Annotated in this window: 11 protein-coding genes; 6 read left to right on the forward strand and 5 right to left on the reverse strand. The window is 59.8% G+C overall.

Features of this window, described 5'->3' with window-relative positions:
* Positions 1-22 precede the first annotated feature (22 nt).
* Positions 23-526, reverse strand: coding sequence for a hypothetical protein (locus tag AC1MDC_RS08625; RefSeq protein WP_085702764.1), 504 nt, complete (start codon positions 524-526; stop codon positions 23-25).
* Position 527: 1 nt separating this feature from the next.
* Positions 528-1,574 carry an AAA family ATPase gene (locus tag AC1MDC_RS08630; protein WP_085702765.1) on the reverse strand — a complete coding sequence of 349 codons (1,047 nt, stop codon included), beginning with the start codon at positions 1,572-1,574 and terminating at the stop codon, positions 528-530.
* 322 nt (positions 1,575-1,896) lie between these two features.
* Here AC1MDC_RS08630 and AC1MDC_RS08635 point away from each other — a divergent pair, with 322 nt between their 5' ends.
* Complete coding sequence (locus tag AC1MDC_RS08635) at positions 1,897-3,507, forward strand: alkaline phosphatase family protein (RefSeq protein WP_085702766.1); 1,611 nt, start codon at positions 1,897-1,899, stop codon at positions 3,505-3,507.
* Between the two features lie 127 nt (positions 3,508-3,634).
* Here the strand turns inward: AC1MDC_RS08635 and AC1MDC_RS08640 are convergent, their stop codons facing one another.
* On the reverse strand, positions 3,635-4,555 hold the full coding sequence (locus AC1MDC_RS08640; RefSeq protein WP_007952791.1) for a TauD/TfdA dioxygenase family protein: 921 nt from the start codon (positions 4,553-4,555) through the stop codon (positions 3,635-3,637).
* Positions 4,556-4,736: 181 nt separating this feature from the next.
* On the opposite strand from AC1MDC_RS08640, the gene AC1MDC_RS08645 reads away from it, so the two are divergent.
* Entirely contained in the window at positions 4,737-5,657 is a 921-nt protein-coding gene (locus tag AC1MDC_RS08645; RefSeq protein ID WP_480392837.1) for a LysR family transcriptional regulator, read from the forward strand.
* 39 nt (positions 5,658-5,696) lie between these two features.
* On the opposite strand, the gene AC1MDC_RS08650 is transcribed toward AC1MDC_RS08645, so the two are convergent.
* The gene (locus AC1MDC_RS08650; RefSeq protein WP_480392838.1) at positions 5,697-6,710 is read right to left on the reverse strand and encodes an ABC transporter substrate-binding protein; all 1,014 of its coding nucleotides are present in this window, start codon (positions 6,708-6,710) and stop codon (positions 5,697-5,699) included.
* Between the two features lie 303 nt (positions 6,711-7,013).
* Here AC1MDC_RS08650 and AC1MDC_RS08655 point away from each other — a divergent pair, with 303 nt between their 5' ends.
* From AC1MDC_RS08655 to AC1MDC_RS08665, 3 genes are read left to right on the forward strand one after another with little or no spacing between them, the layout of a single operon-like run.
* Positions 7,014-8,612, forward strand: coding sequence for an ABC transporter permease (locus AC1MDC_RS08655; protein ID WP_480392839.1), 1,599 nt, complete (start codon positions 7,014-7,016; stop codon positions 8,610-8,612).
* Positions 8,609-9,424, forward strand: a complete 816-nt coding sequence (locus AC1MDC_RS08660) for an ABC transporter ATP-binding protein (protein WP_085702770.1) — start codon at positions 8,609-8,611, stop codon at positions 9,422-9,424. The genes AC1MDC_RS08655 and AC1MDC_RS08660 overlap by 4 nt, the downstream gene beginning before the upstream one ends.
* 14 nt (positions 9,425-9,438) lie before the next feature.
* Positions 9,439-11,049: an arylsulfatase gene (locus AC1MDC_RS08665; RefSeq protein WP_480392840.1), complete on the forward strand. Its 1,611-nt coding sequence runs from the start codon at positions 9,439-9,441 to the stop codon at positions 11,047-11,049.
* A gap of 130 nt (positions 11,050-11,179) precedes the next feature.
* Here the strand turns inward: AC1MDC_RS08665 and AC1MDC_RS08670 are convergent, their stop codons facing one another.
* Positions 11,180-12,256 (reverse strand): fatty acid desaturase, encoded by a 1,077-nt coding sequence (locus AC1MDC_RS08670; protein WP_480392841.1) that lies wholly within the window; start codon positions 12,254-12,256, stop codon positions 11,180-11,182.
* Between the two features lie 100 nt (positions 12,257-12,356).
* Between AC1MDC_RS08670 and AC1MDC_RS08675 the strand changes: the two genes are divergently transcribed.
* On the forward strand, positions 12,357-13,361 hold the full coding sequence (locus tag AC1MDC_RS08675; protein WP_480392842.1) for an AraC family transcriptional regulator: 1,005 nt from the start codon (positions 12,357-12,359) through the stop codon (positions 13,359-13,361).
* The last annotated feature ends 73 nt before the right edge of the window (positions 13,362-13,434 follow it).

Consider the following 13,434-nt stretch of genomic DNA (forward strand, 5'->3'; position numbering starts at 1 on the left):
CACCAATGAACCCAGAGGCAGACTAACGGGCAGACACACTCCAAACCATACCTTGAGGTTTGGTCATGCTGACAATCTTGGGGTGAGCATCAATAGCACGCAGGAGCTTTTTCAGCTTTTGCTTCACATCAGCCAAATCTACCTTCGGTAAATGAGCTTGAGGCTGTTCGATGTGCACGACTATCTGAAGCCTTTGACAATTCAAGACATCCCGACTCAGTTCTCTCTCATCGTCCTCGGTACTGGCATGCAGTCGAGCTGGTAAAAGCGCAGCTAGAGTACAGAAGACTTTATTGGCGATGGCCTCTGGGAGATCCGAAGGTTTAACCGCTTGCGGATGACGATAATCTTTTACCTCTACCAAAAATGCAGTGTTTTCTGGAGAGAGAACCAGAATATCTATCGCTTTAATCTTGTCGCGCTGCTTCAAGAAATGATTTCGATAGTATCCCCACTCATCAAATTTGCTAGCCCGCCACTCCTCGGGAAAACTAAAAAAAAGCCCGTCTACATCCAATCTCGGCATATCAGGACTCCAGTTCCAGATAGCGATCTGACTGTTGAAGACTTTCTTCAAGCGCTGTGATATCGCCTATATCTTCCAGCCCCTTGCCTTGCTGAACGACAACGCCGATTTCGCTGGAATGCAAACCAAAAAACGCGGTATCCAGAGATCTATTGGCCAGAAGAATTTCCAACTCGCGCAACAAAAACAAACTATGAGTTGCTACAAAAATTTGAATTCCACTGGCGCTCAAGTCAACGATAGTCCTCGCTACTTGCTTGATCAGCCGAGGATTCAAATTAGCTTCGGGTTCATCCCAAAACAAATAACCTTGATGGAGCAAAGCACCGGTACTGATGAGCCGGGCTAACATTCCCAATTTGCGCAGACCTTCCGCCACCAGCGGCATTTCCATTCGCCCACTGTTATTGCGCAGATAGAATCGCCCACTTTTATCAAGCTCGATGCTGCCCTGCATAGCGGCTTCCAACGGGGCAAGCAACTCCCTAACCCTTTCTTCGGTAGGTCCTTTACGCAGCAGTCCCCCAAGCAGGCGACAGGTATCTCTCCATGTTTCTTCAAACTCTAGATAGTGACCGTCATAAACCGCGAGAAAGTTTGGGTAAATACTCAATAACTCACGAGTAGGTAAATAAGTAGGTGTAGCTTTTAACCAACGATGAGGAAGATGCTCCACACTGACTTCCGTCTTGCTGTTAGTTGCAAAGCTGAAAGCCAGATCATATTCATTCTTATCAAAACAGAGCCTGATATCACACCGTTCTCGCCCCCTCCTACGTCGAGCCAGCCGACCTAAGGATTCGGGGCGGAAAACACCGATCAATTTTTCTGCCATACGCAGCTGCAACGTCGCCTTGGTCGGTTCTATAGAGAGAGCCACCGGCCTGTTACTTTCTTCAGAGCTAGTCGCCAAACCGGCGTACGCCAGCTTCAAGAGATGCGTCTTGCCTGCACCATTTTCCCCCACAATCACGTTCAAATGCTTTGCGAACTGGAGATCGGCCTCTTCAAAGACTGTGAAGTTTTTTATGTGGAGTTGCTTGAGCATGGTGTCCTCGAGATAAGAGCGCAGCGGCACAGATAAAGTCGCCATTAGCGACGTTAACACTACCAAACCTGGGGCATCAGGAGATTTGTATTAGCAAAATTTGAATCGGCCAAGGGCTGCCGCACGCAAGAATGCCTAGGGATGATAGCTTGGTTAGCTGGCCATTGCTTAATCAAAGAGACTCAAGAATCACCTGTGTTCTAAGGATTTTTCCCTCTCTGCACTATGCAATTGCTGCATCGAAGGCATTCCCCGAATGCACTTGCCGAACACCCTCGCCGAAAGCGAAAAACCTCACCTGTCTTTCTGACCGGTGAACCCCATGTCCAACCCGCAAAACCCTGTGCGCAACGTGCTGTACATCATGTGCGATCAACTGCGCCGCGATTACCTGTCCTGCTACGGCCACCCGCACCTGCACACTCCGAACATCGATCGCCTGGCCGCCGCCGGCGTGCGTTTCAGCCGCGCCTACACTCAAGGCACGATCTGCGGCCCGTCACGGATGTCGGCCTATACCGGGCGCTATGTCAGCAGCCATCAAGTGGCGTGGAACGCCGTGCCGCTGCCGCTGGAAGAACTGACCATCGGTGATTACCTGCGCCCCCACGGCATTCGTACTGCGCTGGTCGGCAAGACCCACGCCACGGCCAACGTCGATGCCTTGCAGCGGCTGGCGATCAACCCCGAAAGCGCCCAGGCCGAAGTGCTCAACGAAGTCGGCTTCGAGCCGTACTTTCGTCACGACGGCATCTTCCCCGACGACCCGCTGTTCGATGACAAGCGCGAATCCGCGCCCTACACCCATTACCTGCGCGAACAGGGTTTCGAAGGACGCAACCCCTGGCACGACTGGGCCAACGCTGCCGAAGGCGACAACGGCGAAATCCTCAGCGGCTGGCAAATGCGCAATGCCCATTTGCCAGCGCGAATTCCCGAGCAACATTCAGAGACTGTCTACACTACAAATCGAGCCATCGACTTCATCGGTGAGCAAGGTGAAAAACCGTGGTTTTTACACCTGTCCTATATCAAACCCCACTGGCCTTACATCGTACCGGCTCCGTACCACACCCTGTACAGTACGAAATCGATTCTCGAACCGGTACGTAATGCCTCTCCAAGCGACCACCCGGTCTATCAGGCCTTTCGCCAGCATGAGGAAAGCCTGAATTTCTCCAAAGATCCGGTACGACTGAACGTGATCCCGACGTACATGGGCCTGGTCAAACAGGTCGATGATCAGTTGGGGCGGCTGTTCGATTTCCTGCAAGGCACCGGCCGCTGGGAAGACACGCTGATCGTGTTCACCAGCGATCACGGCGACTTTCTGGGCGATCACTGGCTGGGCGAGAAAGAGTTTTTGCTGGAGCAGGCAGTGGGCGTTCCCTTGATCGTGCGCGACCCGCGTGCAGCGGCGGACGTCACACGGGGCACGGTGGACGAGCGCCTGGCGGAAACCATCGATGGCGTGCCGACCTTTCTCGAAGCGCTGGGTGTGACGGGAGCCGAACATCGCCTTGAAGGTCGTTCGTTGATTCCACTGCTGCACGGTGAAAGTCCTGACTGGCGCCGCTATGCGATCAGCGAATACGACTATGCCTTCCAGGCCCCGGCACGTGAGCGACTGGGCCAGCCGATCGACCGCTGCCGCATGACCATGGTGCGCAGCGAGCGCTGGAAATACCTGGCGTACGACGGCTTCCGGCCGCAGCTGTTTGATCTGTTGAATGACCCGCAGGAGCTGCAGGATCTGGGCGCGGATCCGGCATATGCGGCGGTGCGCGAGGAGCATGCGGGGTATTTGTTCGAGTGGGTGCGCGGACTGAAGCGGCGTACCACCATCAGTCATCAGGAGATTGATTTGCGTGGGCAGCGGTTTCGTTATGGGGAGCCGGAGACGGAGAAGATGGTTCAGATCGGCGTGTGGTGACAGTGATCATTCCCACGTCGAGGCGTCGAACCGTCCGCGTGGGAATGCCTCAATGGACGCTCTGCGTCCGCTTTGGGACGCAGAGCGTCCCGGGCTGCATTCCCACGCAGAGCGTGGGAACGATCAGTCAGACGCCGACGATTTCTGCGCCTTTGATGGTCTGACTACGCTGCCCATTCGCCCCGACCGGCACTTCCCCTTTGAGCGTCACCCGCCTCACCACCCGATCCTGAGTGCCGTAGTCATCAATCGCATAATGCTGCGTCGAGCGGTTATCCCAGATCGCCACATCACCGGCCTTCCAACGCCAGCGCACGACGTTCTCCTGGCGGATCACATGACTTTGCAGCAAGCCGAACAGATGCGCCGAATCAGCCTGGGAATAGCCCTTGATGCGCTTGACGAAATGCCCCAGCAGCAAGCTCTTTTCGCCGCTGATCGGGTGTACACGCACCACCGGATGTTCGGTCTCGTAAACCGTCGAGGTGAAGATCTTGCGATAGCGCTCAAGCTTCTCTGCCGACACATCCGGCTTCACAGCGGCGTAGTCGTATTCGTTGCTGTGCACGGCCACCAGCTTGTCCGCCAGCTCGCGCAATTCGGTCGGCAGTTCGTTGTACGCGGTCGCGGTGTTCGCCCAAAGGGTATCGCCGCCGAATGCCGGGGCCACTACCGAACGCAGGATCGAGGCTTTCGGGTAGGCATCGACGAAAGTTACGTCGGTGTGCCAGGAGTTGGCGCGCTGCCCTTCGGCGCCGTCCAGTTCCAGCAGATAACGGGTGCCCTCGCGGGACGGCACGGTCGGGTGCGCCACTGGCTCGCCCAGCAAATGCGCAAAGGCTTCCTGACGTTGATCGTCGAGCTGGGTCTGCTCGCGGAAGAACACGACCTTGTACTGGATCAGCGCCTGTTGAATGGCTTCAACCGTCGCGGCATCCAGCTCACCGGACAGGTGCACGCCACGGATTTCGGCGCCGATGCGGCCGGCCACCGGATGAATGTCCAGCGCGTGGACAGCGGGTTTTACAGCGAGTGCGGCATTGCTCATGGGTAGACCCTCATCGACTGCTTGCGGTTGGACGGCAGCGAAACAACGCTCTATCTATATTCCATTTACATCTAATAGATATTCACATGCTTCGTTGACGGAATAAGAGCTTGCATTTAAAACCTCAGGCAGCCCTCGTCGCAAATGCCTTCGAGCTATTTTTAGGATGCCGGAAAAGCATATGGATCTTCGCCAGTTGCGCTACTTCATCGCCCTCAACGAACACCGCAGTTTTGTCCGCGCGGCCGACGCCATGGGCATCACTCAACCGGCGTTCAGCCGCAGCATTCAAGGGCTGGAGCAGGAGTTCGGCTGTGTACTGGTGGATCGTGGCAACAAGGATCTGCGCCCCACGCCCGAAGGCCAGGTGGTGCTGCAGCACGCCCTGACGCTGGTGCAAGGCGCGGCATTGCTCAGCGCCGAAGTGACGCAGATGACCAAGCTCGACGCCGGCGAACTGCACTTCGGTTGCGGCCCGGCGCCAGCGGTGAAACTGGTGCCGGACGCGGTGGCGCAATTCATCAACGCGCACCCGAAAGTGCGCACCTGTTTTCAAGTAGATAACTGGGAAAAACTCAGCCGCGCCCTGAGCCGCGAGGAGATCGAATTCTTCATCGCCGACATCCGCCATTTCGAGTCCGACCCGAACTTCCAGACCCAGCCGCTGACTCCCAAGCGCGGAGTGTTTTTCTGCCGGCCGGGGCATCCGCTGCTGGCCAAGGAAAGTCTGTCGACCAACGACATGTTCGACTACCCGCTGGCGACCACGCTTATCCCGCCGGGCATTCGCAAACTGCTGGCGAATCTCAGCGGACGGATCGACTTTTCGCCGACCATCGAGACCGAGCATTTTCCGGCGATGGTGAAAGTGGTGCTGCAGTCCAACGCGATCGGCGTCGGCACCGAAGAGGCGTTTGTCGAGGACATCGCCCAAGGCTCGCTGGCGTTGCTGCACTGGCGCAACCTGCCGCAGAACCTGGAGAGCATGAATGCGCGGTGCGGGATCGTGAGCCGCACGGGATTCCGGCTGTCACCGGCGGCGCGGGCGATGATCGAGACGCTGGTGGCGGTGGACAAACAGGAAGTCAGCGTCGCGGTTTGAGGGTCATTCCCACGCTCTGCGCGGGAATGACCGCATGACTCACAGCTTCGCAGCCGCCAGCTTCGGCGCCACCCACTCGTTCACCTTGAACGGCTTGCGGATCAGCTTCTGCTGCGCCGCCAGATCCACTTTGCCCTGCAGGTTTTCGAGGAACAGCGGGTCCAGTGTCGACGGGAATACTTCGCTCAGATTCTGATCCTTCAGATCCTGGCTCAGGATCACCGGCGGGTAACTTGCGAGTCCCGACACAAGCTGCACGTAAGCGTCCTTGTTGCTGTCCTGAGTCAGCCACTCCACCGCCTGTTGCTGCGCATTGAGCAGCTTCGCCACGGCGTCCGGATGCCCATCGACAAACTTGCCGGTCCCTACCAGCACCGACTGCACACTGCCTGCACCGCCGAGATCCTTGGTGTTCAGGGGCAACTCGGCCAGGCCCTTGGCCTGCAATGCAGTCAGCCCGGAGCTACCCCACGACGCATTGATCTGCTTGGCCGCCAGCGCCGCCACCGCTGCGTTGAAATCGAGGTTGATCACTTTCACGTCCTTCTCGCTCAGGCCCACGCTGGCCAGCGCCGCGTCAAACGACAACTGGGTCGCCGTACCCCGGAAGATCGCCACGCGCTTGCCCTTGAGATCCTGCAACGTCTTGATCCCGGAACCCGGCACCACGCCGAGGTATTGCTTCACTCCCCGGGCGCTGGCGCTGAGCAGGCGCGTATCCAGTCCGTTGGACTTGCCGATGATCGCCGCCAGGTCTCCGAGATAGGCCAGGTCCACCTGGCCGTTGGCGAATGCCTCGTTGATCACCGGTCCAGCGCCCTTGAAGAAGCTCCACTGAATCTTGATGCCCTGATCGGCGAAGGCCTTTTCAAAGATCTGCTGATCGCGCAGCACGTCCACGATGCCCCCGCCACTGTGCTGGGTGCCGGCGCTCAGATCAGGCACGGCAATCCTGATTTCCTTGAGCTCGTCGGCCTGGGCAGAGAACGCCAGCAGACCCGCCAGGGCCGGCGCGGCAAACAGACTGATGACACGTTTGAGACGAAAGTTCATGGGTACGGCTCCTGATCACGGCGGGCATTGAGGAGCCGAAAGTAGGCGCAATCCCCGCCAGCACTTAAATACTTAAAAAGCACATTTTTATAGCTTTTCAAGCTAAGCCAGGAAAGTCCGGCCATGCAGAGCGGTATGCAGGGAGAGCATCGAAAATATTCTTCGAATGCATTGGATGCGCGCAGGGCTGGAGGCCTTAAATGGCGCTGCTTATCTCCAAAATGATTATTTTCAAACTCGCTTATAACCATTGTTATTCAGCTAATTCCGCTGACTCGATCCAACCCGACAACGGAGGTCACCATGGCCCGTGAATCCCTGCTCAGCCTGCCCCTGGCCGCACCACCGTTGAAAAGCCGGCGCACCTGGCCAAGCCTGAGCCACCGCGTCCTACCCTGGATATTGCCGCTCGGACTGTTCGCCCTGTGGTGGCTGGCGGCGCGCAATCAATGGATGAGCGAACAGATCCTGCCGGCGCCGTCACTGGTGTGGAACAGCGCGATCGAGCTGTCCCAAGGCGAGTTGTGGAGTCACTTGTGGATCAGCCTGCAACGGCTGTTCTGGGGCCTGCTGACGGGCATTACCGCCGGCGCGGTACTCGGCGCGGCGCTGGGCTTGAGCCGTCGCCTCGAACGCTTGGTCTTCCCGACTTTCGCCGGTCTGGCCCAGGTGCCGACGCTGGCGTGGATTCCACTGTTCATGGTTTTTTTCGGCATCGGCGAAACGCTGAAACTGGTGGTGCTGGTCAAGGCCATCGTGGTGCCCGTGACCCTGCACACGCTGGTCGGCGTACGCGATGCGCAACCCAAATTGCGCGAAGCCGCCGCCGTGTTGCGTCTGCCGCCACGCCTGCTGATTCGCCGACTGGTGCTGCCCGCCGCCCTTCCGGCGTTCATGGCCGGCGTGCGCCTGGCGCTGGCCGCTGGCTGGACGTCGTTGCTTGCCGTTGAGTTGTTGGCCTCCAGCGAAGGCATCGGTTACCTGATGGTCTGGGCGCGTCAATTGTTCATGCTCGATATCGTGTTCGTGTGCATCGTGGTGATCGGCCTGATCGGCGTGGCGATGGATCGCGGCATCGGCCTGCTGGACAGGAAACTGGTGCACTGGCCGCATCCCGCCACGGCAGAAATTCGTCGCGGCCCACGCTATGAAGGCTGGCAGCGCGTGCAGCCGTGGCTGTTGCCACTGGCGCTGTTCGCGCTGTGGCAACTGGCGGTCGATCAGCAATGGATCGATGCCAACATTCTGGTCAGCCCGTGGGCAGTGCTTGAGGCGACGAAAAACGGATTGCTAGACGGCACGTTGATTTCAGGTATGGCCCTGAGCCTGGGCCGCACCCTCGGCGGCTTGCTGATTGGCGGCGGCCTCGGCCTCGTGCTGGGCTTGTTGCTGGGTCTGTCACGGACCAGCGAGCGCGTACTCGGTCCGACCCTCGCCGCCCTGCGCCAGATCGCGATTTTCGCCTGGGTGCCGCTGCTCACCGCCTGGTTCGGTCTGGGCGAACTGTCGAAGTGGGTGTTCGTCGCCCTCGCCGCTTTCTTTCCGTTGTTTGTCGCGACCCAACGCAGCGTCGCCAACCTCTCACCGCAGCTCAACGAAGCCGCACAAGTACTGCGCCTGAGCCTCGCTCAACGCCTGCGTCGATTGGTGTTGCCGGGCGCTGCGCCGGGGATTTTCGCCGGCCTGCGCCTGAGCCTGATCTACGCGTGGCTCGGCACCATCGGCGCCGAATACTTCATGCCGTCCAACGGCGGCATCGGCAGCCAGATGATCGGCGCCCAACAACTGCTGCGCATGGACCTGATCATGGCCGGGATGCTGCTGGTCGGCCTCACTGGTGCCCTGCTCAACCTCATTGGCCAACGCCTGGAAATCCGCGCCACCCGCTGGAGACACGCATGAACGCACCGATTGTCAGCTTCAACCATGTAGGCAAATCCTTCGACGTCGACGGCTTCGAACTGGAGGCGATTCGCGAGTTCAACCTCGACATTGCGGAGGGCGAGTTCGTCGCCATCGTCGGTTCCAGCGGCTGCGGCAAATCCACCCTGCTGCGCTTGCTGGTGGGCCTCGATACGCAATTTCGCGGGCAGATCACAGTCGATGGCAAAGCCGTCAACGGCATCGGCGGCGAGCGCGGCATCGTGTTTCAGGAACATCGTTTGTTCCCGTGGCTGACGGTCGCCGACAACATCGGTCTGGGCCTGGTCAATGAGCCGCTGGCTGCCTCCGAAAAACAGCAGCGCATCAACGACTTCATCGAGCTGGTGGGGCTGCGCGATTTCACTCGCGCCTATCCGCATCAACTCTCCGGCGGCATGGCCCAGCGCGTGGCGATCGCTCGCGGGCTGGTGGCAAGCCCGCGGATCTTGCTGCTCGACGAACCCTTCGGTGCCCTCGACGCACTGACCCGCCAGCAGATGCAGGACGAACTGCTGGCGATTCGCGAACGGGCAAAAATCACCACGATTCTGGTCACCCACGATGTCGAGGAAGCGATTTTCCTCGCTGATCGCGTAGTGGTGATGGAGCCACGCCCGGGCCGGATCAAACAGGTGGTGGGCATCACCCTGCCCCATCCACGCCAGCGCAGCAGTTTTGACTTCCATCAGTTGCGCGAAGAGCTGCTGCACGAACTGACCAGTGACGATCATTACCAACCGAGCGCACCGGTACAGATCCGTGATCTGCCGTTGTCGTTCATTGCCTGCTGAACAGGAGCCTGTTGATGCCGCAACGTCCCAACTTTCTGGTGATTCTGGCCGATGACCTCGGCTTCTCCGACATCGGTGCTTTTGGCGGCGAAATCGCCACGCCGAACCTCGATGCCCTGGCCAACAACGGTCTGCGCCTGACCGACTTTCATACCGCACCGACCTGCTCACCGACCCGCTCGATGCTGCTTACCGGCACCGATCACCACATCGCCGGCATCGGCACCATGGCCGAAGCGTTGACCCCGGATCTGATCGGCAAACCGGGCTACGAGGGTTACCTCAACGACCGTGTCGTCGCGTTGCCGGAGTTGCTGCGCGAAGCCGGTTACCAGACCTTGATGAGCGGCAAATGGCACCTGGGCCTGACCGCCGAACTGGCGCCCCACGCCCGTGGTTTCGAGCGTTCGTTCTCGCTGCTGCCTGGTGCGGCCAACCACTACGGATTCGAACCGACCTACGATGAGCACACGCCCGGCCTGCTGAAATCCACCCCGGCGCTGTACATCGAGGACGACACGTTCATCGACGAATTGCCGAAGGATTTCTATTCCTCCGACGCCTTCGGCGACAAGCTGTTGCAGTACCTCAAGGAGCGTGACCAGAGCCGGCCGTTCTTCGCGTACCTGCCGTTTTCCGCGCCGCACTGGCCGTTGCAGGCGCCCGCCGATATCGTCGAAAAATACCGTGGCCGCTACGACGCGGGGCCGGAAGTGTTGCGCCTTGAGCGGCTGGAAAAACTCAAGTTGCTGGGGCTGATCGAAGCGGATGTCGAGCCGCATCCGCTGATCCAGCTGACCGCGCAATGGGCTGCGCTGAGCGATGAACAAAAACGCATTTCCGCGCGGGCGATGGAGGTCTACGCCGCGATGGTCGAGCGCATGGACTGGAACATCGGCCGCGTCGTCGACTACCTGCGCCAGCAGGGCCAGCTCGACAATACCTTCATCCTGTTCATGTCCGACAACGGTGCCGAAGGCGCGCTGCTGGAGGCCTTCCCCAAGTTCGGCCCGCAATTGCTGACCTATCTGAACCAGCATTACGACAACAGCCTCGACAACATCGGCCGCGCCAATTCCTACGTCTGGTACGGACCGAACTGGGCGCAGGTGGCGACCGCGCCGTCACGCCTGTTCAAAGCGTTCACCACCGAGGGCGGGATTCGCGTTCCGGCACTGTTGCACTATCCGCAGCTGCCGCTCAAGGGGCAGATCAGCCATGGTTTCGGCACGGTGATGGACATCACGCCGACCCTCCTCGATCTGGCCGGCGTGCGCCATCCCGGCAAGCAGTGGCACGGCAAACCGGTGGCGCCGTTGCGCGGGAAATCGTGGCTGGGTTTCCTGTCCGGCGAGACGGCGCAGGTGCATGACGAACACACCGTCACTGGATGGGAGTTGTTCGGGCGCCGGGCGATTCGGCAGGGTCAGTGGAAGGCAGTGTGGATCCCCGGGCCGGTGGGGCCGGCGACCTGGCAACTTTATGACCTGGGGAGTGATCCGGGAGAGATTCATGATCTGTCCTCGAGCCAGCCGCAGAAGCTTGAGGCGCTGATCGAGCATTGGCAGCAGTATGTGGAGCAAACCGGGGTGATTTTGAGCGAGTCGCCGTTTCAGCCGGATTGAGGTTGCCTCATTGGCCGCCCGCGCGGGCCAGCCCGCTCCCACAGAGGTCGATGTCGGTCACAGAGCTTGTGTTCAACATCGTCCAGTGTGGGAGCGGGCTTGCCCGCGATGTGGTCCTCATGCTCGCCGGTTACGCCTGGGCTGTACGCGCATCCTTCTGCATCAGCGCTTCATCCTTGCGAACAAACCGGTTCGCCCGCCCGAACGTCCCGAAATCGTTAAACCGGACGCCCATCTCCCGCATCACCTTGTGCGCCACCGGCACCGTCATCTGGCGGATGTAGAAAGGCTCCTTCACCACAAAGTGATGGATGCCATGGCTGCTGCCGAAGTTGAAGCAGAACGCCTGCAACGGCCACAGCCACCAAGGGTTCAGCACCTGACATTGCTGAAGCACATTGCCCGGCTCCACATCCCCGTAGTAATGCATGTTCGAACTGATGAAGTGCAGGCAAAACGTGCGCAACACGTTCGGGCCGATGATCACCACGGCGGCGATATCGATCACCTGCATCACCGACAACGTGGTCGCTGACCATTCAATCGGTGAACCCATCAAGTCAGCAATTCCGTTGGCCGCATGAAACCCGAGAAACACATACCACGCGCCCCAATGCACCAGTGCCAACGGCGCGTAGACCTTCAGTGAGCGCTTGATGATGCTGAATTTATGCGCCCAGGTCTTGGCTCGCAGCATGCGGATGAACGCCGACATCACGTTGTCACCCACCATCAGCAACCGCGCAAAACCCCAAGGTTCGCCGTTGGTGATCGCGCGTTCTTCCATGTCGGTTTCAGTGCCGGACACCTTGTGGTGATTGAGGTGCAAATGGCGACGAATCCACGGGTTGATCGTGCTCGGCCGCGCCAGCCACACCAGGCCCATCATCAGGTTGTGCGGCACGCGCTGTTTGCGGAAATACATGCTGTGGATCAGGTCGTGCTCGAGTTCGTGGGTCAGCGAGGCGAAAAACGCGTTGAGCAACAGGCACGCCCACCATGCCATGTGCCCGGTGATGTAGAGCGCCGCCGAACCGATCATCCCGGCCAGGGCAAACGCCAGAATCCCCGCACCGAGGGCGTCCTGATGCTTGAGAATCGGGTAGCGCTCGCGCAGCTCGACGCCCTTGGCCAGCACCACTTCGCGAATATGCGCTGATCGCTGGGCAGCATTGTGTCGCCGGGGACTTGCAGAAGTAAGGTCCATGCTTCCATCCTCTGGTTATTGATGTTCGCATCCTGCCCCGCGCGGGTTCCGAACGCGGTAGCCGAGAACGCCAACCTGTTGACCGGAAGCGCCAATCAGCATGAAGGAACCGACTTCTCTCGCCAGCTGGACCCGTGCCCTGCGCAAGCAACTCGACGCGCTGGGGCTGGACAGCACTGCCCTGTGCCAGCAGGCCGGGCTCGATCCGCAACTGATGGACGACCCGAACGCCCGCTACCCGCTATCCGCGACGACACGCCTGTGGGAAATCGCGGTGCAGGTCAGCGGTGATCCGGCGATCGGTTTGCGGGTTTCGCGGTTCGTCAGCCCTACGACATTTCACGCACTGGGCTACGCGTTGGTGGCCAGCGGCAGCCTGCGGGAAGTGTTCGAGCGGATCGTGCGTTATCACCAGGTGGTCAGCGACGCGCTGGAACTGGAGCTGACCCGCACCGAAGACCGCTATCGGTTTCGCCTGAAAATCCCGGCGGACAACCCGGCGCCCGCCTTCGAGGCCATCGACGCCTTCGCCGCAATCTACGTGCGCACCTGCCGCAATCGCCTCGGCCGCGACTACGCGCCGCTGGCGGTGTACCTGCGCCGCCCGGAACCGATCGATGCGCATCAATGGCACAAGGTGTTCCGCGCACCCGTGCATTTTTCCGCCGAAGAAGACCGCATCGAATTCGCCCTCGCCGACTTCGACAGCCATCTCGACGATGCCAACCCGGAACTGGCCGAGCACAACGAAGCCGTGCTCAAACGCACCCTCGCCCAGCTCAAGCCGCTGACCTGGGAGCGCAAGGTGCGCGACGCCATCGAAGAACAACTGCCCGAAGGCGAACCCAGCGCCGAACGCATCGCCCAGGCCCTGCACCTGAGCCTGCGCAGCCTGCAAAGGCACCTGGCGGACGAGGGTTGTCGCTTCGATACGCTATTGAATGAAAGCCGCGAGAACCTCGCGCTGCTGCACCTGCGCGATCCGCAATGCTCGCTGAGCGAAGTCAGTTATCTATTGGGATTTGCCGACACCAGCAGCTTCAGCCGCGCGTTCAAGCGCTGGACCGGGATGACGCCGGGGCAGTTTCGGGATCAGTTGCGCTGAAGGGAATCGACCAGCCTCTTCGCGGGCAAGCCCGCTTCCACAAGGATTGGGGCGTACAAAAACCCTGTGTCAC

Source organism: Pseudomonas sp. 1 (assembly GCF_056626735.1).